Here is a 22,762-nt window from a genome sequence, read left to right as displayed (position 1 = left end):
GCCGCCGGAATCCGACATGAGGAGTGTGTGCAGCGGTGGAATCCCACCTGCCGGACGCGCTTGACCTGCAGTTGCTGCATGCTCTGGACACCGACGGACGCGCCTCCTTCAGCCGCATCGCCGCCGTGCTGGGCGTCTCCGACCAGACGGTCGCCCGCCGATTCCGGCGGCTGCGTGCGGAGTTCGGTGTACGTGTCGTCGCCGTCCGCGACGTCGAACGCCTCGGCCAGGAGCAGTGGATGCTGCGGCTGCGCTGCACCCCCGACGCCGCCGACTCCATTGCCCGCGCCCTCGCACGCCGCCCCGACACCGCCTGGATCGGCCTCACTTCGGGCGGTACGGAGGTGGTCGGCATGACGCGGATGCGTACCCGGGGCGAACACGACGACCTGCTCCTCGGCAAGCTCCCGCGCACCCCGAGCATCGTCGAGATCCGCGCCCACCAGCTGCTGCACGGTTTCTACGGCGGCCCCTCGGGGTGGCTGGGCAAAAGACGCGCGCTCACACCCGACCAGGTCGATGCCCTGCGCCCGGTGTTCAGCGAGGCGCCGACCCCGGACGGGGGAACGCGCATCACCGCCGACGACGAACCGCTGGTCGCCGCGCTCGAAGGCGACGGCCGGGCGAGCTTCGCCGAACTGCAGGCGGCCACCGGCCGCTCGGAGTCCGCCGTCCGCCGCAGGCTCGACCAACTCCTGCGCTCGGGCGCGCTCTTCATCGACGTGCAGTTCGACTCGGGCGCCTTCGGCTTCGGGACCAGGGCCCTGCTGTGGATCACCGCGGCCCCTTCGGCGATGGATGCCGTCGGCCGAGCGCTCGCCACCCATCCGGAAGTGGCCTTCGCCGCCGCGACGGCCGGCCACTGCAATCTGGTGGCGGTCATCGTCTGCCGCGACACGGCCTCCGTCTACCGCTACTTGAACGAGGATCTGGGCCGTCTTGAGGGTGTGCAGCATGTGGAGTGCGCGCCGGTGCTGCGAACGGTGAAGCAGCTGCGGTACGAGGAGCGCCGCTGAGCGGCTGCCGCCGAGTTCACCGAAGGATCGTGGCGGGCTTCGTGCTCACGGACCGCCTCGGCGACCGGCCGGGCGACTCACCGGGCGCCGCGGTCCGGCGGGACGGTGCAGCCGGTCGCCGGCCGCCAGGATGGCCGACGCCAGGGCGTCCGCGGCCTCCTGGGCGGCATCGTGGCGATGGCCGTGCAGCAGGACGAAGTCCACATCGCCCAGCTCGGGCAGTCCCGCGCGGGCCGGGACCGGGACCAGTCCGGGTGGGATCAGTCCGCGGGTGTGGGCCATCACGCCGAGCCCGGCCTGCGCCGCCGCGATCAGACCGCTCAGGCTGGTACTCGTGCACGCGATGTGCCAGGCGCGGCCGTGGAGTTCCAGGACCTCCAGGGCGCGGGCACGTGTGATGCCCGGAGGCGGGAAGACGATCAGCGGCACCGGGCGGTCCGGGTCCAGCCGCAGCCGAGGTGCGCCGATCCAGGTCAGGGTGTCCTGCCAGACCAGTTCGCCGTGGGTGTCGCCCGCCCGGCGCTTGGCGAGCACCAGATCGAGCCGGCCCGCCTCCAGGCGCTCGTGCAGGGTGCCCGACAGCTCGACCGTGAGCTCCAGATCGACCTCGGGGTGGTCGCGGCGGAAGGACTCCAGGATCTCGGGGAGCCGGGTCAGTACGAAGTCCTCGGAGGCCCCGAAGCGGAGCCGTCCGCGCAGCCGGGTGCCCGCGAAGAACGCGGACGCGCGCTCGTGCGCCAGAAGGATCGTGCGGGCGAAGCCGAGCATCGCCTCGCCGTCCTCGGTGAGCTCCACGCTGTGGGTGTCCCGGCTGAACAGCTGGCGCCCGGTCGCGTCCTCCAGGCGGCGCACATGCTGGCTGACCGTCGACTGGCGCAGGCCGAGACGGTGGGCGGCCTGGGTGAAGCTCAGGGTCTGGGCGACCGCCAGGAAGGTACGGAGCTGGGCCGGGTCGTACATACGTCGAGGCTAGCGCGCTATCGCGATCCGTGATGACAGTCAGAGTGGTGTACGGGATTCCCGATCGCGCGGATCAGGAGGAGCATGGGGCGGGCACGCCCTGAACCGGGAGCCACCGGCACGCCCTGAACCGAGAGCACGTGGAGCACATGAGCCGCCGCACGCTGCAGTTGCCGTCCTGGCTGCCGGATCCGTACATCATGGCGCTGCTCGGGACGGTGGTCCTCGCGGCACTGCTTCCTGCATCGGGGGCGGCGGCCGACGTGGCCGGCGGGGCGTCGTCCGGGGCCGTGGCACTGCTCTTCTTCCTGTACGGTGCGCGGCTGTCGACGCGCGAGGCGCTCGACGGACTCAAGCACTGGCGGCTCCATCTGACGGTGCTGGGCTCGACGTTCCTTCTCTTCCCGCTGCTGGGTCTCGCGGCGAAGGGTCTCGAGCCGCTGGTGCTGACGCCGCAGCTCTACAGTGGCCTGTTGTTCCTGTGCCTGGTGCCGTCGACGATCCAGTCGTCGATCGCCTTCACCTCCATCGCCCGCGGCAATGTACCGGCGGCGATGTGCGCGGGGTCCTTCTCCAGCCTCGCCGGCATCTTCATGACGCCGCTGCTGGCGGCGCTGCTGCTGGGCGGCAGCGCGGGCGGCTTCTCGGCGGACTCGCTGCTGAAGATCGTGCTGCAGCTGCTGGTGCCGTTCCTCGCGGGGCAGCTGCTGCGGAGGTGGGTCGGCGGCTTCCTGACGCGTCACAAGAAGGCGCTCGGGTACGTCGACCGTGGGTCGATCCTGCTGGTGGTCTACACGGCCTTCAGCGAAGGCATGGTCGCGGGCGTCTGGCACCAGGTGACACCCGTCCGCCTCGGTGCGCTGCTGCTCGTCGAGGCGCTGCTGCTCGCGGCGATGCTGGCGCTGACGTGGTACGGGTCGAAGCGGCTCGGCTTCGTCCGGGAGGACCGGATCGCGATCCAGTTCGCGGGGTCGAAGAAGAGCCTGGCGGCGGGGCTGCCGATGGCGAGCGTGCTGTTCGGGACCCATGCGAGCCTGGCCGTGCTGCCGTTGATGCTGTTCCACCAGATGCAGCTGATGGTCTGCGCCGTGCTGGCGAAGCGGCGGGCGCGGGATGTGCCGGTGGGCGCGGCGGAGGCGGGCGAGGCGCGGGTGGCGCGGCCGGAGAAGGCGGCGGCGCGGGGCTGAGGGGGCCCGGGGCGAGGACCCCAAGCCCACCCGGGGCCGCGGTCTCGTCGCGAAAGCCCTCGCCGACGAGTGCATGAAGATGTGGCACCATGCGGTGCTCTCCGCAGTCGTCGAACTCGGCCCGGCCGCCCAGGCCGAGCTCGGCCGCGTGCTGTCCGTCGACCTCAAGGACATGGTCGGCATCCTCAACGACCTCCAGGACGTCGGGCTGGTCAGCCGCGCCCCCGACCCCGCCGACCGGCGCAAGAACGCCCTCACCGCCACCACCGCGGGCCGCCGCAGGCTCCGGCCCTGCGAGACCGTCGCCGACCGCGCCAACGACGAGCTGCTCGCGGCGCTGACGCCCGCCGAACGTGACCAATTCCTCGCGCTGCTGAGGCGGATCGCGGACCCCGCCGCGCCCTGCGACTGACAAGATCGCCGAGTGACGACGACGTACGCCATACCCCCTTTCGGCGCCCGCCCTTGCACCCTGGTCGTCTGCCGTGGGTGCTGCTGCGGTGACGCCCGGAAGAACCCCGGCACCGACCACGAGGGCCAGTTGGCCAGGCTGCGGGAGGCGGCCGCGGCCTCCGACGGCCGGCTCGCAGTCCGTACGAGCGACTGCCTCGGCCCCTGCGGTCAGGCAAATGTGATCGTGGTCCAGCCCTCCACGGAGGGCCGTCGCCGAGGAGCTCGCGCGGCCTGGATCGGCTGGGCGCTGGACGACGACTGCACGGCCGACATCCTGGCCTGGGTGCGGGCGGGCGGCCCCGGCCTCGCGGAACTCCCGGCCACGCTCGAACTCCAGAGGATCCCGGCCCCGGCGGAGACCCGCCGGCGCGCTCGCACTTCGCGCCGTGCGTAGTGGATCGACGCGCATGTGCCGGGTAACCGATGTGCTGCCGGTCAGCAGTCCCGGCGGGGCGGCATGTCACCACCGGCCGCGGGCCCGTCTGAAGCGCAGCATGGAGTCAGGCCCCCGGCCGCTCCCGGCTGCCCGGCGGGTTTGCGTTCGCTGCGGCGGACCGGCAGACGCGGAAGAGGTGCATGTGCATGGGTGCGAAGTCGCACGGCCCCGATGAGCCGACCGAGGCCATCCATGAGGTGGACCGGGCGGTGCAGAATGCCCTGGACCGGCTGACGCTGCTGACCAACGCCTCTGAGGCGCTGGCCAGCACCCTCGACATCGACGAGGGTCTGCGACGCCTGTGCCGCACACTGGTGCCGGGCCTCGCGGACTGGTGCGCGGTCGATCTGCTCGATGAGCACGGCGGCCTGCGCCGGCAGGTGATCGAGCACCGTGAGCCGGATCTGCTGTCACCCGGCCTCTACGAGGGTGAGCTGCCACCCGTGTCCGAGAATTCCGCCGCCGCGGTGGCCCGCGCGCTGCGGGGCGCCGGACCACTGCTCGTCACGACCTTCACCGCACCCGACAACGCGGCCGATCCTCTGCATGCCAGGGAGCTGGAACTCTTCGACCATCTGGGAGCCGACACGGTGGTGATCGCGCCGCTGCGGGCCCGCCGCCAGGTGCTGGGCGCCCTGACCCTGGCACGCACAGCGAGTACCGGCGCTCTGGACGACGACAGTCTTCCGCTGGCGGAGGACCTGGCACACCGCGTCGCGCTCGCCGTCGAGAACGCGCGTCTGCACGCCGAGGTCCAGCACACGGGCGAGCGCATCCAACGTTCCCTGCTGCCCGATCTGCCCACGCGCGGTCCCCTCGAGTTGGCCGCCCGCTACCAGCCCGCCCTGGCCACCTCCCAGGTCGGCGGAGACTGGTACGACTCGTTCGTGCTGCCCGGCGGTGCCATGACCCTCATCATCGGAGACGTCGCGGGCCACGACCTGCAGGCCACCGTGACCATGAGCCATATGCGCAACATGCTGCGCGGCATCGCCAGCGACCGCAAAGAGCCACCGGGCAAGATCCTGGGCCGGCTGGACGCGGCCATCAGCATTCTCTATCCCCACCAGACCCTGACCTGCATCTACGCACTGCTTGAGAAGTCTGACGCGCATCAGCCGTGGAGGCTGCAATACGCCGCCGCCGGCCATCCCGCTCCGCTGTTGATCAGCGCCAAAGGCGACACGCGATTCCTGACCGATGGCCGCAGCATGCTGCTGGGAGTGGATCCCGCCCGACTACGTCCTGACGCCACCGAGGTCCTGCCGTCGAACTCCACCATCCTGTTCTATACCGACGGCCTCATCGAACGACGCACCGAAAGCCTCGACCGCGGTGCCGCACGGCTGCGCCAGCACGCCGCCGCCCTCGCCCAGGAACCCCTGGAGTCCTTCTGCGACGAGCTGCTCACCGGCCTCGCACAGCCCGGCAGCGACGATGTGGCACTCATCGCCGTCCGCATCCCTGCGCCGCACGCCAGCCCCAAGTCGGCTACCGCCACCACCGACTGAGGCCGGAAAGCAGGCGCCCGGCGGCGCTGGAGGAACCGGTCGATCGGTTCCTGACGCCAGATCAGCGGCATACCAGCTCACCGCGGGGCTGCGGGAGCGGCTCTCGAAGGGCCTGCGGTAGCACAGCCTGACGGCCATGCGCTGCCCGGAACAGGACCCGGGCGGCGTGCCCATCACGAACGTTGCCCGATACGGCCCCGGCGGGGCCGCCCGGCCCGACCGACCGAATCCAGCCACCCGCATTCACTGATTCTTTGTTCAGTAGTCGCCATTTTTGCCCCGCCCCGCCCGACGCTCCTCGCTACCGTGCACTCGATCACCCCGACGATCGTCCCGCGGAGAGTCCATGTGCAGTCCGCTCCACCAGCCCGACGGCCCGCTCCTCGCCGCCTCCAGCCGTCGAACGTTCCTCCGCGCCACCGGGCTTACAGGCGCCGCGACCGCTGCCGGGGGACTCGGGCTCGGCGCCGCCACCCCCGCCGCGGCCCTGCCTCACCAGAACGTTCCTGACAACGTTGCCAGTTGGCGTCCGGACCCCGACAGCCCCAGATTCACGCTCGTCGTCATGCCGGACACCCAGTACCTCTTCGACGGCGCGAGCATCCGGACCGCGCCCGTCGAGGCCTCGTTGCGTTACGTCCTCGACCAAGGGCGCAACGAGAACATCGTCTTCCTGTCCCATCTCGGCGATCTCACGGAGAACGGGCAGCCGGGCGAATTCGGGCCGCTGAGCGAGGCCTTCGAGCTCCTGGACCGGCGGCGCGTCGGCTACAGCGTCGTCGCCGGCAACCACGACATCAAGTCCTCGACCGACGACCAGCGCGGCCGCACCCCGTACCTGGACGCCTTCGGCCCGCAGCGGCTGCGCCGGCTGCCCACCTTCGGCCCGCAGCGGCTGCGCCGGCTGCCCACCTTCGGCGGGGCCACACCGGACGGCTACAACACGTACCACCTCTTCCGCGCGGCCGGCCGCGAATGGCTGGTGCTCGCGCTCGACTGGCGTCCGTCGGCGGCCGGTCTCGCCTGGGCCAAGGGCGTCATCGCCAAGCATCCGACGACGCCGGTCATCCTCACCACCCACGAGATCGTGTACGCGGACAAGTCAGGTGACGAGGCGGACTTCTCACCGCACGGCAAGCACCTCTGGGACGAGCTGATAGCCGGCCACGACCAGATATTCCTCACGCTCAACGGCCATTACTGGCCCGCCGCCCGCACCACCCGCAAGAACGACGCGGGCCGCGACGTGCATCTGCACATCACCAACTACCAGAACCGGTACTACGGCGGCAGCGCGATGATCCGCCTCTACCGCTTCGACCTCGCAAGGAACACCATCGACGTCGAGACGATCTCCCCGTGGATCCTCGGCCGCGCGGGCGAGGACCTCAACGAGCTGGAGCGCCGCGAGATCGAACTGACCGGCCCCGAAGACCTCTTCTCCGTCCCCATCGACTTCGAGAAGCGGTTCGCGGGCTTCGCGCCCGTGCCTGCCCGCGGCCCCCGCCCCGCCGCCAGGATGCTCGTCCCCGGCACCGTCGCGTACTGGCGCTTCGACGGCTGGCACCCCGACGGCTCCCCGGCCGACGCCGCCCTCCGCGTCCCCGATCTGTCCGGGCACCGCAACGACCTGACGCGGGAGCCCGTTCCCGGCAGTCCGGCCGACGCCCTGCGCTGGTCCGACAGCCACCACCCCGACCAGCCCGGACACGGCAGCCTGTACTTCGACGGCGGCAAGCCCCCGCTGCACGGCGCGTATCTGCGTACGGCCAAGGACGCCCCGCTCAACGCCAAGACCTTCCGCTCCGGCTACACCATCGAGGCCTTCCTCAACCTCCCCGCCGACTGGGACGCCGGACACCACGCCTGGGGGTCGATCCTCAGCCGCCGCGGCACCCTCGGCGCGGCAGGCAAGACCGGGGGCGACCCGGAAGAGCCCGTCGCCACCCTCTCCCTCTCCGACGGACCCGGCATCCAGTGGGCCGCCGCCCCGCTCAACCAGCCCGGCCTGATCACCAACTGGAGCCATGAGCTGGAGCGCGACAGATGGTGGCATGTCGCCGTTGTCAACGACGCAAAGCACACCACGATGTACGTCGACGGCTGTCAGGTCGCCCGCAACCCCGCCACCCGCACTACAGGAATCGCCACACTCGGCCTGCCCTGGCTGCTGGGCGCCTATGAGTACGGCGGCGCCCTCGACCAGCTGATGCACGGTTGGCTCGGCGACATCCGGATCGTCGAACGCGCCCTGCCCGTAAGCGACTTCATGAACGCATGACCCCTCCGCGCCAAGAGAGAAGCACGCCATGCCGAGACCGATACAGCCCCTGCCGCACTGGGCAGACCCCGACGTACCCCCCGGTTCGCTCGACCCGCAGGGACTCTCGCGGCGCGGACTGCTCCGCAGCGCGGGCCTGTTCGGCGCCGCCTTCGCGGGTGGTGCCGCCTTCGCCGGCGGCGCCCTGCTCGCGCCCACCGCGGCCGAGGCGCACACCCCGGCCTCCGGCGACCCGAACCTCGTCTACCTCGTCGGCGACCACCATGTGCACTCGGTCTACAGCCATGACGCGAAGTACACCTTCTCCCAGCTGGCCGGCGCCGCATCGCGGTACGGCCTGGACTGGATGGTCTTCACCGAGCACAGCAACATCGGCCACGCCCGGGCCGGCGGCGCCGAGGCCGAGCACCGCGAGATCCTCAAGGCCCGCGTCGACAACAAGCGCATGCTGATCTTCCAGGGCCTGGAGTGGTACATCCCCGGCGCCGAGCACTGCACGGTCTTCTCACCGCCCGGCCGCCACGAGGTCGAGCTGCTCACCCGCTTCGAGCAGGCCTACGACGGCAAACTCCTCGGCTACACCGCCGGTGGACCCAACCACCCCGACACCCCGCGCAACGAGGCCCACGCCGTCAAGGCGCTCCAATGGCTCGACCAGCAGCGCCGCTGCGGATACGTCGACGACATCCTCGTCCTCGCCAACCACCCGCTGCGCCTCGGCATCGACTCCCCGCACGAAATGCGAGCCTGGCGGGACGCGGCCCCCGGCATCATGATCGGCATGGAGGGCGCGCCCGGCGCCCAGGCAGGCGCGTTCCCCGGCTGGGCAGGACCGAACAGCATCCGTGGCGAGTACGTCAACAAGCCTTCCGAGAACTCCTGGCCCGGCTACCCGGCCGCGGCCTATGTGACGTACGGCGGCTTCGACTGGGCGACCGCGACCGTCGGTGGCCTGTGGGACGCGATGCTCGCCGAGGGCCGGCTGTTCTCCATCACCACCAACTCGGACGTCCACCGCGTCGCGTACGACACCTGGAAGAACGGCGACTGGCTGCCCGGCCAGAACTTCGACAACACCGGCAGGCTGCCCGACCCGGTCAACACCGCAGAGCCGCAGCCCGGCGGCGACTTCTGGCCCGGCCAGTTCAGCCGTACGCATGTCGGCGTGACCCGCTACGGCTACCGGGACGTGATGGCGGGCCTCAGGGCCGGCCGCGTCTGGGTCGACCACGGTCAGCTCATCGACGGCATCGACGTACGGGTCAACAGGGAGCACGGCATCGGCCGAGGCGTCACTCTCGGCGGGCGGCTGCGCGTACGCCGCGGAGAGAAGATCGTCCTGAATGTCACCGTCACCACGGCATCCCGCCCCAACCACCACGCTGAGGTGCCGCGCCTCGCCCACCTCGACGTGATCCGTGGCGCCGTACACGGCCCGGTCGCCGACCGCGACGAATGGCGCGCGCCCGACACCCGCGTCGTCCACACCGCCGATGTCGAGGGCCGCACCGGCCGCTGCACGCTGCGCATCCCGGTCGGGAAGGCCGAGGAGTCGTTCTATCTGCGGCTGCGCGGCAGCGACGGCAAGCGCAACGGCCCCGGCTTCCTGGGCGCGGCGATCGACCCGCACGGGCCGATCCCGCACGAGCCCGGCAACGGCGACCCGTGGCTGGACACCTGGTGCTACACCAACCCGGTCTTCGTGGACGTCGTGCACTGAGTGGACCTCGTGCACTGAGTGGACCTCGTGCTCCGAGCTGTCACGGAGGGACCCGGCCGGCGCAGGGGGCGCTCCCCGTCGGCCGGGTCCGTACCCCGTGCAGCGGGGGCGCTTCAGACCTCGGTGCTCAAGGCGATGCGCTCGTCGCCCGCGTACACGTTCATATTGGCGCCGCGCAGAAAACCGACCAGGGTCAGACCCGTCTCGGCAGCCAGATCTACGGCGAGCGAGGAGGGCGCGGAGACCGCGGCAAGGACCGGGATACCGGCCATCACCGCCTTCTGCGCCAGCTCGAACGACGCCCGCCCCGACACCAGCAGGATCACCCGCGACAGCGGCAGTCTGCCGTCCTGGAGCGCCCGGCCGACGAGCTTGTCGACCGCGTTGTGCCGGCCGACGTCCTCCCGTATGTCGAGCAGTTCGCCGTCCTCCGAGAAGAGCGCGGCCGCGTGCAGGCCCCCGGTCCGGTCGAAGACCCGCTGGGCCGCACGCAGCCGGTCGGGGAGGGCGGCGAGCAGAGCGGGCTCGACGCGGACCGGGGGAGTGTCGGCGATCGGGAAGCGGGCGATGGTGCGTACGGCGTCGAGGCTGGCCTTTCCGCACAGTCCGCAGGACGAGGTGGTGTAGACGTTGCGCTCGAGCGTGATGTCCGGGACCGGCACGCCCGGCGCGAGCTGGACGTCCACCACGTTGTAGGTGTTGGATCCGTCGGCGGTGGCCCCGGCGCAGTACACGATCGACTGCAGCTCGTCCGCGGAACCGAGCACACCCTCGCTGACCAGGAATCCCGCCGCGAGCGCGAAGTCGTCGCCCGGCGTGCGCATGGTGATGGCGAGCGGCTTGCCGTTGAGCCGGATCTCCAGCGGTTCCTCGGCCACGAGGGTGTCGGGACGGGTCGATACCACGCCGTCCCTGATGCGGATCGTGCGGCGGCGCTCGGTGACCCGTCCCATGGCGATCACATCCGATTCTGTACGTGCTGGAAGCCGAAGCGGCCCTTGATGCAGAGGTTGCCGTGGGTCACCGGGTTGTCGTGCGGTGAGGTGACCTTGACGATCTCATTCTCCTGCACATGGAGAGTGAGGTTGCAGCCGACGCCGCAGCAGGTGACCGCTCGTACCCTGGAGTGGATGCCTGCGGTCGTCCATGTCCACGGGAACTCGGCTCACCCGGTACGCAATGCTCGAGATTCCTGTCCGGCAGCCGGTGGAGCGGCGGGAGGTCACCCCATGAGCAGGCGCTGGACCGCGCGTCTGGCCCTGGCGGCGGGCGCAGCGGCGCTTCTGGTGCTGGTGGTCTTCGCCGGGCTCGGAAGCCTTGTGCTCATGGGGGTGGGGTGGGCAGGACTGGCGCTCACGGCGGCCGGCGTGTGGTGGATGCTCACCCACACCGGCTGGATCAGGGTGCTGGCCGCGCTGCTGGTGGTCGCCGCGCCGCTCGGTGTCCTGCTTCTGTACACGGCTGCCGGGCTGCTGTGGGTCGTGCTGGTCTCGCTCGGCCTTTGGGCGCTGGCCGTTTCCGCAGGCAGGGCCGCACTTGTGGACGACACTTCGCCAAGCATGCCGGAGCGCTCCGTCAGCCGGGCCGAGCGACCGTTCCTGATCATGAATCCGCTCTCAGGCGGCGGAAAGGTCGAGAAGTTCCACCTGGCGGAGCGAGCCAGAACTCTTGGTGCGGAGGTCGTCGTGCTGGATCCGGCTCAACGGCAGGATGTGGCCGAGCTGGCGCGGCGGGCCGTCCGGAGTGGAGCCGACCTGCTCGGCGTCGCGGGTGGTGACGGTACGCAGGCCTCGGTCGCCGGTGTGGCTGCAGAGCACGACATTCCCTTCATGGTGATCAGCGCCGGCACCCGCAACCACTTCGCCATGGATCTGGGTCTGGACCGGCAGGATCCCTCCAGATGTCTGGAGGCACTGACCGACGGCGTCGAACTGCGCGTCGACCTCGGCTACCTCCATGCGGGGGAGCCTGTGGACGTGAGCCCGGGGCAGGTCTTCATCAACAACGCCTCGTTCGGCGTGTACGCGGAAGTCGTGCAGAGTCCCGCCTATCGCGACGACAAGGCCCGCACGATCCTGGAGATGCTGCCGGATCTGCTGACTCACCACAGCGGCGCGCGGCTGAGTGTCCGTGCCGGTTCGCTGACCATGGACGGTCCCCAGGCCGTACTGGTGAGCAACAACCCCTATGAGAGGGGCGACTCGGCGGGACTGGGGCGCCGAGAGCGACTGGACTCCGGCGAGCTGGGAGTGCTTTGTGTCGGCGTCGGCAACGCCGCCGAAGCTACGGAGCTCCTGCTGCGTGGCGGGCAGGGCCGCGGGCTGACCGCGGCCACCGCCCGAGAGGTCGTCGTCGACGCCGACGCTCTCCTCATCCCGGTCGGTGTCGACGGCGAGGCCCTGATGTTGCCCACCCCGGTGCACTGTCGCCTCGCGGCCGGCGCTCTGCGCATGCGCGTGCCCCGGCACCGCCCCGGCGTGCCGCACGGCGCCCCGCCGATGGACTGGCGCCGGGTGCGGCGCCTGGCGCTGACGATGGGGCGGGTCGCGGCAGGACGCGGTGCCGCTTGATCAACGGCTGGTGTCGGTCCGGCCGCGACGTTGACGAGGGCCAATCTGCGAAGGGCGGATTTGACGGGGGCCTACCTGGTCGGGGCGACGCTGACGGGGGCCAAGTTGGGCAAAGCGACGTTAACGGATGCCGCCCTGAAGGAGGCGACGTTGACGAAGGCCGCCCTGCCCGAGGCGACGTTGACGGGGGCTGACCTGTCCGGGGCGATGCTTAGGGGGGCCGACCTGTCCAGGGCGGTTACGACAGGCATCGTGACTGACAAGCGCACGAAGATGCCGGAGGGGTGGGCCCCGGAGGCGTAGCGGTGGCGAATGGCGGTCAGGGCCGGGTGGCGCCGTAGTAGGCCCCGGAGTCCTGGCCCAGACACCAGGGAGCAAGTAACCCACCGGTAGGTTTCAGGGCCTCATGACGGTGGTCTTCTTCGGCTGCCGGAGGACGGTCTCGACCATGATCAATCTCAGCGGCACTTTCTGTACCGCAACTACTCACACCCGGAAACCGGGGGCGCGCCCGCCGCTGCTCGGTGGCGCGTCCGGTGTGGCCGGGGCACGTGCCTTCGGTGGGGTCGGGGTCAGCGGGCGAGGGAGACGGCGAAGGGGGTGAAGCCGTTGCGGCGCATGATGTGGGGGACGACGAGGATCATGGATTCGGTGGCGCGGGCGGTGGTGATGTCGCCGAGGTCCTCGATCCAGGCGGGCTGCCAGCCCAGGTCGCCGAGGAGGCCGGTGACGGTCTTCTTTGCCTGCTCGTCGTCTCCGGAGAGGTAGGCGGTGGGCGGGGTGGTCAGCGTTCCTGGGGCGGTCATGACCATGAACAGCATGGTGTTGAGGGTCTTGACGACGTGGGTGTCGGGCAGGGCGGCCTGGAGCTGTTCGGCGAGGCTGCTGCCTGGGTAGCACAGGTCGCCGGGCAGCCCGTCGGCGGCGTCGTGGGTGGCATTGGAGACATCGATGAGGATCTTGTCCGCGAGTTCGGCCCGCAGGGCGGTGAGCCGGCTCAGGGTGCTGTCGCCGGGGGTGGCGTTGATCACGATGTCCGCAGCGCGGGCGGTGGTGGAGTGATCGGCGTAGCGGATTGCGGTTCCCTCCATGAGCGGCGTGCCCGTCTCGTCGCCGTTCTCGCGGCGGCCGAGGGTGACGTGGTGTCCCGCCGCGGCGAGGGTGCGAGCGAGGTTGGTGCCGACGCGGCCGGCGCCCAGAATGCCGATGCTGGTCATGATGGGGTGCTCCTTGCGGACTGGGTGGTTTGGGTGAGGGGCCGGTCAGATCGAGGACAGGACGTCGAGCGCGGCGGTGTGGATGTGGGGGGCGGCGGCCAGGAAGTCGCGGCTGGCCGCACTCCAGGGCTTGCCGTCCAGGTCGGTGACGGTACCTCCGGCCTCGGTGACCAGCAGGGCGCCGGCGACGAGGCCGGAGCGGACGTCGGAGAACTGCCAGAAGGCGTCCATGCGTCCGGCGGCGACGTGGATAAGCTGCAGCGTGGCCGGGACGGATACGCGCACGACGAGGCCGGCGGTGAGCATGGCGGTGACCGATGCGCCGATCCGGCGGAAGGTGCCGGTGCTCTCGCCGGGCCGGGCCTGTCCGGTGCCGATCAGCGCGGCACCCAGGTCGCTCTTGGCCGACACGGCCAGGGGACGGCCGTTGAGGTGGGCGCCGCCGCCGGCGGTGGCGGTGTAGATGTCGCCGGTCAGCGGGAGGTGAACGACCGTGAGGACCGGCTGGTTGTCGCGCACCAGGGTGGCGGTGACGGCCCAGTCCGGCATGCCGTGGACGTGGTTGATGTTGCCCTCGGCCGGGTCGACGACCCACCACTCGCCCGGCGGGAGTGCCCCGCCGGCCAGCTCGTCCTCCGCCCATTGCGACCCCGGCCTCGCCTTCAGCAGCGGCTCACGCATTACGGCGAGGACCGCGTCGTCATTCGCGTGGATCTCGCCGACGACCTCCTCCAGGCTCACGCCCCGGGCATGGGTCGTGTAGCGCTCCCGCAGGGTGACCCCGGCGTCCTTCGCCGCGGCGGTCACCGCGGACTGGAGCGCGGCGTCGAGGTCAAAAGGCATGGCTGTGGTCATGGCGTGCTCCCTGGATTCGGCAGAAGCGGGGCGACTGTGGGTGCTTCCCTCGGCCCCGCACCTCGAAGGTAGAAGCCTCAAGCGTTAACAACAAGTGCATGGTATTCACTCGTACAGTTACTGTCATGCAACTGGATTTGAATCTGCTCACCGCCCTGGACGCCCTGCTGGAAGAGGGCAGCGTGGCCGGGGCTGCAGCGCGCCTCCACGTCACCGCACCGGCGATGAGCCGCTCGCTGGGCCGTATCCGCAAAGCCACCGGCGACCAGATCCTGGTCCGCACCGGACGCCACATGACCCCCACCACCCGCGCGCTGGCCATGCGCACCCAGGTCCACGCCCTGGTGCAACAGGCCCACCAACTGCTGTCCGCTCAGACGGAACTAGATCTGGCGGCTCTGGAGCGGGTGTTCACCGTCCGCTGGCACGACGCCCTCACCACCACCTGCGGGACCGCCCTGATCGCCGCTGTGCACCGCCAGGCCCCCGGCGTGCAATTGCGTCTGACCGCCGAGCCAGGCGACGACACCCCCGAGCTGCGCCGCGGCGAGGTCGACCTCGCCTCCAGTGCCGGCCCGCCGTCCCTGCCCGATATCCGCCACCGCCTCATCGGCCGTGACCGGCTCGCCCTGGCCGTCCGCCCAGGCCACCCGCTCACCGAACAGCCCGTGACCGCCGAGAGGTACGCGGCGGCAGAACACCTCACTGTCTCCCGGCGCGGACGCCTGCACAACCGGATCGACGACGCCCTGACCGCACTCGGCCACCGGCGCCGCGTCATCGCCTCCGCCCCCACCACGGCCACCGCACTGCAACTCGCCCGCGACACCGACCTCGTGGTCACCCTCCCCGACGCAGCCACCCGCTCCATCCGCCACCAGCTCGGCCTGACCACACTGCCGGTGCCACTCGAACTGCCCGATGTACCCCTCCACCTGCTGTGGCACCAGCGCCACGACAACGACCCCGCCCACACCTGGCTGCGCGAAACAGCCACCCGAACCCTCCGGGCCCTGTTCACCCCACCACTCACCCCTAACCAGTAGCGGGCCTGGCAGGTCACACCCGGTGGACCTTGCAACCCCACGCTGCGTAGACACGCCCACGACGTCTACCGCGAACAGGTCCGTTCCCGCGTTGTCGTGCTGGCCAGTAGGGGCGCCGTTAACGAACGGCGAACCACGGAGGACCTGTATCCGGCGGACAAGTGCGGCAGGATCACCGCCAAGGGCGGGGCGACCGAGTGGATTCACTGGCAGTGCGGCACCGCCCAGGTGCTGTCCCGCCTGATCGCCCGCCGCACCCGCGGCCCGCTGTTCCTCACCGGCCGCAAGGCCCCGGCCGGAACGCCGACGCTCGATGTGTGCCGGGAGACCGGCCGGGCCCAGCTCTCCTACCGCCGGGCTGAGGAGATCTTCGAGGAGTACCCCCGGCTGCCGGCCAGCCCGCTCGCCTCACCGGAGGACATCGAGGACCTGGACGGCTGGACCCTGCACCGGCTCCGCCACAGCGCCCTGACGCACGACGCCGAGGACGGCACCTCCAGGCCGATGCTGCCGGCCCGCTCCCGCCATGCCTCCGTCCGCTCCCTGGAGCGGTACGCCCGCCCCGGCATCGACGCGGTCGCCCGGCACGTCGCCGAACGCGACCCCGCCGCCGCGGGTGAGTGCGAGTACATCAGGGCTCCAAGATCATCTCGTTGCCCCTTTGACGTGCATCTCGGTCACACCCCATCCTTGACCGAGGGGAGTAAGCGTCGACAGGATATTGTCTACAGTATGCTTTCTAGGGCCAAGGGTCGTCGTACTCTTGGGGAAGCTCCAAAGTCTGGGCCCCGAAGCTGTGGGATCACATGTCCCCGTACCGGGTGGTAGCAGCCAAGACTGGGTGGTTCCTGACTTCTGTACGAGGAGAACGCCATCCATGACCGGTTCACGGATCGTCGCGCTCGGGCACTACCAGCCCGCCAAGGTGCTCACCAACGCGGACCTGGCGGCCATGGTCGACACCAGCGACGAGTGGATCCGCAGCCGCGTCGGGATCGAGACCCGGCATGTGGCGGGACCCGATGAGCCGGTCGACGAGCTGGCCGCGCACGCCGGCGCCAAGGCGCTGGCCTCCGCCGGTCTGACGCCCGCCGACATCGATCTCGTGCTGGTGGCCACCTCCACGGCGATCGACCGCTCCCCGAACACGGCGGCCCGGGTCGCGGCCCGTCTCGGCATGGGCTCGCCCGCCGTCATGGACCTCAATGTCGTCTGCGCGGGCTTCACGCACGCGCTCGCCACGGCCGACCACACCGTACGGGCCGGGGCCGCGAGCCGCGCCCTGGTGATCGGCGCCGACAAAATGGCCGACATCACCGACTGGACCGACCGCACCACCTGTGTGCTCGTCGGCGACGGCGCGGGCGCCGCGGTCATCGAGGCGACCAGGCCGGGCGAGGAGCCCGGGATCGGCCCCGTCCTGTGGGGCTCGGTCCCGGAGATGGGCCATGCCGTACGTATCGAAGGCACCCCGCCGCGGTTCGCGCAGGAGGGCCAGTCCGTCTACCGCTGGGCCACCACCCAGCTTCCGCCCATCGCCCGGAAGGTCTGCGAGCGGGCGGGCGTCACCCCGGAGGAGCTCGCCGCGGTCGTCCTGCACCAGGCGAATCTGCGGATCATCGAGCCCGTCGCCCAGAAGATCGGCGCCGTCAACGCCGTGATCGCCCGCGATGTGGTGGAGTCCGGCAACACCTCGGCCGGTTCGATCCCGATGGCGCTCTCCAAGCTCGTCGAGCGCGGCGAGATCGAGTCGGGCGATCCGGTGCTGCTCTTCGGCTTCGGCGGCAATCTCTCGTACGCGGGTCAGGTCATCCGCTGCCCCTGAGCCCTCGGGGTGCTGACGACCGGAAGGCGGCGCGCGTATCGGATGGCGGCGCGCATTACCCGTGGCAACGGGGACGTGCTGCTCGGGCTGACTGTCGCTGAAGCGGGGCAAACTAACCCGCATGACGGCGAAGCGAAGCGCGGGTCTGCTGCTGTTCCGCAGGCGGGGTACGGACATCGAGGTCCTCATCGGCCATATGGGAGGGCCGTTCTGGCAGGCACGTGACGAGGCCGCCTGGTCGGTACCGAAGGGTGAGTACACCCCGGAGGAGGAGCCGATGGCCGCCGCGCGGCGGGAGTTCGAGGAGGAGCTCGGTCTGGCGCCGCCCGACGGCAGTTGGCTGCCGCTCGGCGAAGCCCGCCAGCCCAAAGGAAAGATCGTCACCGTCTGGACGCTCGAGGGCGACCTCGACACGGACCTCGTCGTGCCGGGCACCTTCACCATGGAGTGGCCTCCGAGATCGGGCCGTATACAGGAGTTCCCGGAGATCGACCGAGCCGAGTGGTTGGGCGTCGAAGCGGCGAGGGAGAAGCTGGTCGCCGGTCAGCGGGTCTTCCTCGATCGGCTGACCGAGCTTCTTGACTCCGGCCGGAGGTGATCAGGATCCCGGCACAGGAGGGATTGCGTTCGGTAGACTGTAGACAATAGCCAATTGTCGCTCGCCGCTGTGTGCCAGAGGGGGAACCGCGATGGTGTCCGCAGGACTGCCGCAGGGAACCGTGCCCAAGCTGGAACGACCCGGTCCACTGCGTGAGCGGGTCTACGAGGCACTGCTCGAACTGATCACGGCCCGCGCGCTGCGCCCCGGCCAGCACCTGGTCGAGAGTGAACTCGCCGGCCATCTCGGCGTGTCCCGCCAGCCCGTGCGCGAGGCACTGCAACGTCTCAACTCCGAGGGCTGGGTCGATCTGCGCCCGGCGCAGGGCGCGTTCGTCCATGAGCCGACCGAAGCGGAGGCGGACCAGCTGCTCTCGGTCCGTACGCTTCTGGAGGCGGAGGCCGCCCGGCTGGCCGCCGCGAACTCCGGTTCCGCGGGCATCGCCGCGCTCGAAGAGCTCTGCGCGCAGGGCGAACAGGCCGTCGCGGACGACGACGTGGACATGGCGGTGGCCACCAACGCCCGCTTCCACGCCAAGGTGATGGAGCTCGCCGGCAATCTCGTCCTGGCCGAGCTGTCCGGACAGGTGGACCGGCGGGTCCGCTGGTACTACACGCCCGTCGCGCGGCAGCGCGGGCGGCAGTCCTGGATCGAGCACCGGGAGCTGATCGCGGCGATCTCGGCCCGCGACGAGCAGCGTGCGACGGAGGTCATGCGGGCGCACACGGAGCACACGCGCGCGACGTACCACCAGCGCGAGCAGCCCTGACCGGGGCTCCGCCCCGGACCCCGCGCCTCAATCGCCGGCGAGGGCTCTTGTTGGGGCTCCGCCCCAAGCCCCGCTCCTCAAACGCCGGAGGGGCTGAGTTTCGCCGCCGGAGGCTGGACTCGGCCCCGTCTCCACGGGCGATCAGACCTTTGTCCCGACTGTGGAGAAAGTCGTACCGGAACTCTGCGCAAGTCCTTCCCAGTTGAGCAAAGCGCTGCTACGTTCCCCTCGAAAGACCGACGGAGGCCGATCAGGCGGGGAGGGGCACGTGAGACGTATGACCGCTCGACCCGCGAACGCGCACCAGGCGCGACTGCTCAGGCTGCTGCGCGACGGCGGGCCCAACTCCCGTGCCCAGCTCGGCGATCAGGTCGATCTGTCGCGCTCCAAGCTTGCCGTGGAGGTCGACCGTCTCCTGGAGACCGGGCTCGTGGTCGCGGACGGTCTGGCCGCCTCGCGCGGCGGGCGCCGCTCGCACAACATCCGGCTCGCGCCCGCGCTCCGCTTCCTCGGCGTCGACATCGGCGCCACCTCGATCGATGTGGCCATCACCAACGCCGAGCTCGAGGTGCTCGGTCATCTCAACCACCCGATGGATGTACGCGAGGGCCCGGTCGCCGTCTTCGAGCAGGTGCTGTCGATGGCGGCCAAGCTCAGGGCCTCCGGACTCGCCGAAGGCTTCGACGGTGCGGGCATCGGCGTCCCCGGACCGGTCCGCTTCCCCGAAGGTGTGCCGGTCGCGCCCCCGATCATGCCGGGCTGGGACGGTTTCCCGGTACGCGAGGCACTCAGCCAGGACCTCGGCTGCCCGGTCATGGTCGACAACGACGTGAACCTGATGGCGATGGGGGAGCAGCACGCGGGCGTCGCGCGCTCCGTGGGCGACTTCCTGTGCGTCAAGATCGGTACGGGCATCGGCTGCGGCATTGTCGTCGGCGGCGAGGTCTACCGCGGTACGACCGGCAGCGCCGGCGACATCGGTCATATCCAGGTCGAACCGGACGGCCGTGCCTGCGCCTGCGGCAACAAGGGGTGCCTGGAGGCCCACTTCAGCGGTGCCGCGCTGGCCCGCGACGCCGAGGACGCGGCGCGCACCGGCCGGTCGGAGGAGCTCGCCGCCCGGCTGGAGACCGCCGGGAGGCTCACCGCCGTCGATGTGGCCGCCGCCGCGGCCGCCGGCGACGCCACCTCGCTCGATCTCATCCGTGACGGCGGCAACCGCGTAGGCCAGGTCATCGCCGGACTCGTCAGCTTCTTCAACCCGGGTCTCGTGGTGATCGGCGGCGGAGTGACCGGCCTCGGCCACACGTTGCTGGCCAGCGTACGTACCCAGGTCTACCGGCAGTCGTTGCCGCTGGCCACCGGCAACCTCCCCATCGTGCTGGGCGAGTTGGGGCCGACCGCCGGAGTGATCGGCGCGGCCCGGCTCATCAGCGACCACCTGTTCTCGCCGGCCTGACCGGGCCGGTCGATCGCAGGACGCCAGACGCGCCGCAAGGCGCGAGCACCACCAGCGCCGCCAGCACCTCCAGCACCGCAAGGCGCGAGCACCACCAGCACCTCCAGCGCCGCGAGCACTAACGAGCACCTCCAGCGCCGCCGGCACCACGAGTGCCACCGCACAGCACGACCACCACGCCCTGCCCGCTCACCGGCCGCACCCGCCGAGGGGATTTGTCATGGCACCAGAACCACCCCTGCTCACCATGTCCGGTATCACCAAGTCGTTCCCGGGCGTCCGCGCCCTCGACGGCGTGGACCTGGAGGTCCAGGCCGGCGAGGTCCACTGCCTCCTCGGCCAGAACGGCGCCGGCAAATCCACCCTGATCAAAGTGCTCGCCGGAGCCCATCAGCCGGACGGCGGACAGATCACCTGGCGCGGCGGAGCGGTCTCCCTCACATCGCCCATCGCCGCCATGCGGCTCGGCATCGCCACCATCTACCAGGAGCTCGACCTGGTGGAAGGTCTCTCGGTCGCCGAGAACGTCTTCCTCGGACACGAACCGACAGCAGCCGGTTTCGTCGTACGGGGCAGGGAGGCCCGCTCGGCAACGGCCGGGCTGCTGAAGCGACTTGGCCACTCCGAGATCGAACCCGCCCGCCGTGTCGGCGACCTCTCGGCCGCGCAGCAGCAGATCGTCTCCATGGCCCGCGCCCTCTCCCACGAGGTACGCCTCATCGTGATGGACGAGCCCTCGGCGGCCCTCGACCCCGACGAGGTCGACAACCTCTTCCGTATCGTCGGCGACCTGACCGCCGACGGGGTGGCCGTCGTCTACATCTCCCACCGACTCGAGGAAATCCGGCGCATCGGCGACCGCGTGACCGTACTCAAGGACGGCCGGGCGGTCGCCGTCGGACTGCCCGCCAAGTCCACGCCGACCGGCGAGGTCGTCGCGCTGATGACCGGACGGAACGTCGAATACGTCTTCCCCGAGCGGCCCGCAGGCGACCGCGCGGGGATCCGCGAACCGGTCCTGCGGGTCGAAGGACTCGCCAGGTACGGGGAGTTCGCGCCCGTCGACCTGGAACTGCGGCCCGGCGAGATCGTCGGGCTCGCCGGACTCGTCGGCTCGGGACGCTCCGAGATCCTGGAGACGATCTACGGCGCCCGTAGGCCCAGCGCGGGCCGCGTTCTCGTCGACGGCAGCCCCCTGCGCCCCGGCAGCGTCCGGGCGGCCGTCCGCGCCGGAGTCGGACTCGCCCCCGAGGAGCGCAAGGCGCAGGGGCTGCTGATGCTGGAGTCCGTCACCCGCAATGTCTCGGTCTCCACGCTCTCCCGCTTCTCCCGGGTCGGCTGGCTCGATCGCAAGGAGGAGCGCAGGGCGGCGCAGCAGGCGACCAGGGAACTCTCCCTGCGACCCGACAACCCCGACGCCCGAATCCGTACGCTCTCCGGCGGCAACCAGCAGAAGGCCGTGCTCGCCCGCTGGCTGCTGCGCGGCTGCCGGGTGCTGCTGCTCGACGAGCCCACCCGCGGTGTCGACGTCGGCGCACGCGCCGAGCTCTACGCCGTGATCCGTCGGCTGGCCGACGAAGGCCTCGCCGTACTCCTCGTATCCAGCGAAGTGCCCGAAGTACTGGGCCTCGCCGACCGGGTGCTGGTGCTCCGCGAGGGCAGCGTCGTGCACACGGCCGACGCCCGGGAGCTCGATGAGCATCGCGTACTCGACCTTGTGATGGAAGGGAGCCCGACGGCATGACGCAGCCAGTTTCTCCGGCGCAGCGGGACGCGCCGATGGCCACCGCCAAGTCCGCACCGAACAACGAGGGTTGGCGTCGACCGCTCGGACTGCGTGCCGATGTCCGCAATCTCTCGCTGCTCGGTGTCCTCGGCGTCCTGATCGCCGTCGGCGGCATCACCAAGCCGGATGAATTCCTCGATACGAGCAACCTTCAACTCGTGCTGACCCAGGCCTCGATCATCGGCGTGGTCACCGTCGGTATGACCTTTGTGATCACCAGCGGCGGCATCGACCTGTCGGTCGGCGCGATCGTCGCGCTCGCCTCGGTATGGGCGACAACGTTGGCAACACAGGAGTACGGCTTCGCGGGCATCCTCTTCACCGCGGTCGTCGTCGGGCTGGGCTGCGGTCTGGTGAACGGTCTGCTCATCGCGTACGGCGGGATGGTGCCGTTCATCGCGACCCTCGCCATGCTCGCCTCCGCCCGCGGACTCGCACTCCAGATCACCGGCGGCAAGACGCAGATGGTCACCGTCAACTCCGTACTCGACCTCGGTATCAAGGACGCCTACATCCTCGGCATCCCTCCGCTGGTGCTGGTCTTCGCGGCGGTGACGGTTGTCGGCTGGCTGCTGCTGAACCGTACGACCTTCGGACGGCGCACCGTCGCCGTCGGCGGCAACGCCGAAGCGGCCCGCCTCGCCGGCATCGATGTACGGCGGCAGCGGCTCTATCTGTATCTGCTCTCCGGACTGTGCTGCGGAATCGCCGCCTTCATGCTGATCGTCCTCGCCGGATCCGGACAGAACACCAACGGAAATCTCTACGAACTCGACGCCATCGCCGCGGCAATCATCGGCGGCACGCTGCTCAGCGGCGGCCGCGGCACCATCGTCGGCTCGGTCCTCGGCGTCCTCGTCTTCACCACCATCACCAACATCTTCGCCCTCAACAATCTGGAGAGCGCCGTCCAGCAGATCGCCAAGGGCGCGATCATCGTCGCCGCGGTTCTGGTCCAGCACCGCACGCTGCGAGGCGCGGAGGCCTGACCCGGCCGGCCGTTCCCTCCCGCTTCCCTCATCTGTCGCACCCCCATCCCTCGCACCGCCCAGCCGAAGGGTTGATCCGTCATG

General features: G+C 70.5%; 20 protein-coding genes and 2 pseudogenes. 17 read left to right on the top strand and 5 right to left on the bottom strand.

The features are described 5' to 3' along the window. Nucleotides 1-35 precede the first annotated feature (35 nt). Nucleotides 36-1,016, top strand: a complete 981-nt coding sequence (locus AB0D12_RS03625) for an Lrp/AsnC family transcriptional regulator (protein WP_362676682.1) — start codon at nt 36-38, stop codon at nt 1,014-1,016. Nucleotides 1,017-1,061: 45 nt separating this feature from the next. Here the strand turns inward: AB0D12_RS03625 and AB0D12_RS03620 are convergent, their stop codons facing one another. Further along, nucleotides 1,062-1,976, bottom strand: coding sequence for a LysR substrate-binding domain-containing protein (locus AB0D12_RS03620; protein WP_362676680.1), 915 nt, complete (start codon nt 1,974-1,976; stop codon nt 1,062-1,064). A gap of 149 nt (nt 1,977-2,125) precedes the next feature. Here AB0D12_RS03620 and AB0D12_RS03615 point away from each other — a divergent pair, with 149 nt between their 5' ends. From AB0D12_RS03615 to AB0D12_RS03590, 6 genes and pseudogenes are all read left to right on the top strand, one after another. Further along, entirely contained in the window at nt 2,126-3,163 is a 1,038-nt protein-coding gene (locus AB0D12_RS03615) for a bile acid:sodium symporter family protein (protein ID WP_362676678.1), read from the top strand. A gap of 31 nt (nt 3,164-3,194) precedes the next feature. Further along, a pseudogene (locus tag AB0D12_RS03610) lies at nt 3,195-3,575 on the top strand (MarR family winged helix-turn-helix transcriptional regulator); the annotation flags it as partial. Nucleotides 3,576-3,587: 12 nt separating this feature from the next. Further along, entirely contained in the window at nt 3,588-4,010 is a 423-nt protein-coding gene (locus AB0D12_RS03605; RefSeq protein WP_362676676.1) for a (2Fe-2S) ferredoxin domain-containing protein, read from the top strand. A gap of 188 nt (nt 4,011-4,198) precedes the next feature. Beyond that, nucleotides 4,199-5,563, top strand: coding sequence for a GAF domain-containing SpoIIE family protein phosphatase (locus tag AB0D12_RS03600; protein WP_362676674.1), 1,365 nt, complete (start codon nt 4,199-4,201; stop codon nt 5,561-5,563). Nucleotides 5,564-5,909: 346 nt separating this feature from the next. Next, nucleotides 5,910-7,844, top strand: coding sequence for a LamG-like jellyroll fold domain-containing protein (locus tag AB0D12_RS03595; protein ID WP_362676672.1), 1,935 nt, complete (start codon nt 5,910-5,912; stop codon nt 7,842-7,844). A 28-nt stretch (nt 7,845-7,872) separates the two neighbouring features. Continuing rightward, complete coding sequence (locus AB0D12_RS03590) at nt 7,873-9,564, top strand: PHP domain-containing protein (RefSeq protein WP_362676670.1); 1,692 nt, start codon at nt 7,873-7,875, stop codon at nt 9,562-9,564. A gap of 113 nt (nt 9,565-9,677) precedes the next feature. On the opposite strand, the gene fdhD is transcribed toward AB0D12_RS03590, so the two are convergent. Both fdhD and AB0D12_RS03580 read right to left on the bottom strand, forming a co-directional pair. Next, on the bottom strand, nt 9,678-10,517 hold the full coding sequence (gene fdhD, locus AB0D12_RS03585) for a formate dehydrogenase accessory sulfurtransferase FdhD (protein ID WP_362677250.1): 840 nt from the start codon (nt 10,515-10,517) through the stop codon (nt 9,678-9,680). Nucleotides 10,518-10,522: 5 nt separating this feature from the next. Then, nucleotides 10,523-10,666 (bottom strand): annotated as a pseudogene (locus AB0D12_RS03580) (Fe-S-binding domain-containing protein); the annotation flags it as partial. Nucleotides 10,667-10,793: 127 nt separating this feature from the next. On the opposite strand from AB0D12_RS03580, the gene AB0D12_RS03575 reads away from it, so the two are divergent. Beyond that, nucleotides 10,794-12,134, top strand: a complete 1,341-nt coding sequence (locus tag AB0D12_RS03575) for a diacylglycerol kinase family protein (RefSeq protein ID WP_362676668.1) — start codon at nt 10,794-10,796, stop codon at nt 12,132-12,134. 30 nt (nt 12,135-12,164) lie between these two features. Continuing rightward, a complete protein-coding gene (locus tag AB0D12_RS03570; protein ID WP_362676666.1) occupies nt 12,165-12,437 on the top strand; it encodes a pentapeptide repeat-containing protein in 273 nt (90 codons plus the stop codon). Between the two features lie 269 nt (nt 12,438-12,706). Here AB0D12_RS03570 and AB0D12_RS03565 read toward each other — a convergent pair whose 3' ends face one another. After that, nucleotides 12,707-13,351, bottom strand: coding sequence for an NAD(P)-binding domain-containing protein (locus AB0D12_RS03565; RefSeq protein WP_362676664.1), 645 nt, complete (start codon nt 13,349-13,351; stop codon nt 12,707-12,709). A gap of 45 nt (nt 13,352-13,396) precedes the next feature. Beyond that, on the bottom strand, nt 13,397-14,206 hold the full coding sequence (locus tag AB0D12_RS03560) for an inositol monophosphatase (RefSeq protein ID WP_362676662.1): 810 nt from the start codon (nt 14,204-14,206) through the stop codon (nt 13,397-13,399). 125 nt (nt 14,207-14,331) lie between these two features. On the opposite strand from AB0D12_RS03560, the gene AB0D12_RS03555 reads away from it, so the two are divergent. From AB0D12_RS03555 to AB0D12_RS03520, 8 genes are all read left to right on the top strand, one after another. Next, nucleotides 14,332-15,252 carry a LysR family transcriptional regulator gene (locus AB0D12_RS03555; RefSeq protein WP_362676660.1) on the top strand — a complete coding sequence of 307 codons (921 nt, stop codon included), beginning with the start codon at nt 14,332-14,334 and terminating at the stop codon, nt 15,250-15,252. 96 nt (nt 15,253-15,348) lie between these two features. Then, entirely contained in the window at nt 15,349-16,080 is a 732-nt protein-coding gene (locus AB0D12_RS03550) for a hypothetical protein (RefSeq protein WP_362676658.1), read from the top strand. A 49-nt stretch (nt 16,081-16,129) separates the two neighbouring features. Next, a complete protein-coding gene (locus AB0D12_RS03545) occupies nt 16,130-17,077 on the top strand; it encodes a beta-ketoacyl-ACP synthase III (protein ID WP_327327040.1) in 948 nt (315 codons plus the stop codon). A gap of 121 nt (nt 17,078-17,198) precedes the next feature. Then, nucleotides 17,199-17,675, top strand: a complete 477-nt coding sequence (locus AB0D12_RS03540; protein ID WP_362676656.1) for an NUDIX domain-containing protein — start codon at nt 17,199-17,201, stop codon at nt 17,673-17,675. 91 nt (nt 17,676-17,766) lie between these two features. Beyond that, nucleotides 17,767-18,444: a GntR family transcriptional regulator gene (locus AB0D12_RS03535; protein WP_362676654.1), complete on the top strand. Its 678-nt coding sequence runs from the start codon at nt 17,767-17,769 to the stop codon at nt 18,442-18,444. A gap of 277 nt (nt 18,445-18,721) precedes the next feature. Beyond that, nucleotides 18,722-19,903, top strand: a complete 1,182-nt coding sequence (locus AB0D12_RS03530) for an ROK family transcriptional regulator (protein ID WP_362676652.1) — start codon at nt 18,722-18,724, stop codon at nt 19,901-19,903. A gap of 220 nt (nt 19,904-20,123) precedes the next feature. Next, nucleotides 20,124-21,647: a sugar ABC transporter ATP-binding protein gene (locus AB0D12_RS03525; protein WP_362676650.1), complete on the top strand. Its 1,524-nt coding sequence runs from the start codon at nt 20,124-20,126 to the stop codon at nt 21,645-21,647. Then, entirely contained in the window at nt 21,644-22,678 is a 1,035-nt protein-coding gene (locus AB0D12_RS03520; RefSeq protein WP_362676648.1) for an ABC transporter permease, read from the top strand. The genes AB0D12_RS03525 and AB0D12_RS03520 overlap by 4 nt, the downstream gene beginning before the upstream one ends. Nucleotides 22,679-22,762: the final 84 nt, after the last annotated feature.

Origin of the sequence: Streptomyces sp. NPDC048479 (genome assembly GCF_040651435.1) — a bacterium.
In the GTDB taxonomy this organism is placed as follows: Bacteria; Actinomycetota; Actinomycetes; order Streptomycetales; family Streptomycetaceae; genus Streptomyces.
This window is presented reverse-complemented; position numbering and strand designations above follow the sequence as displayed.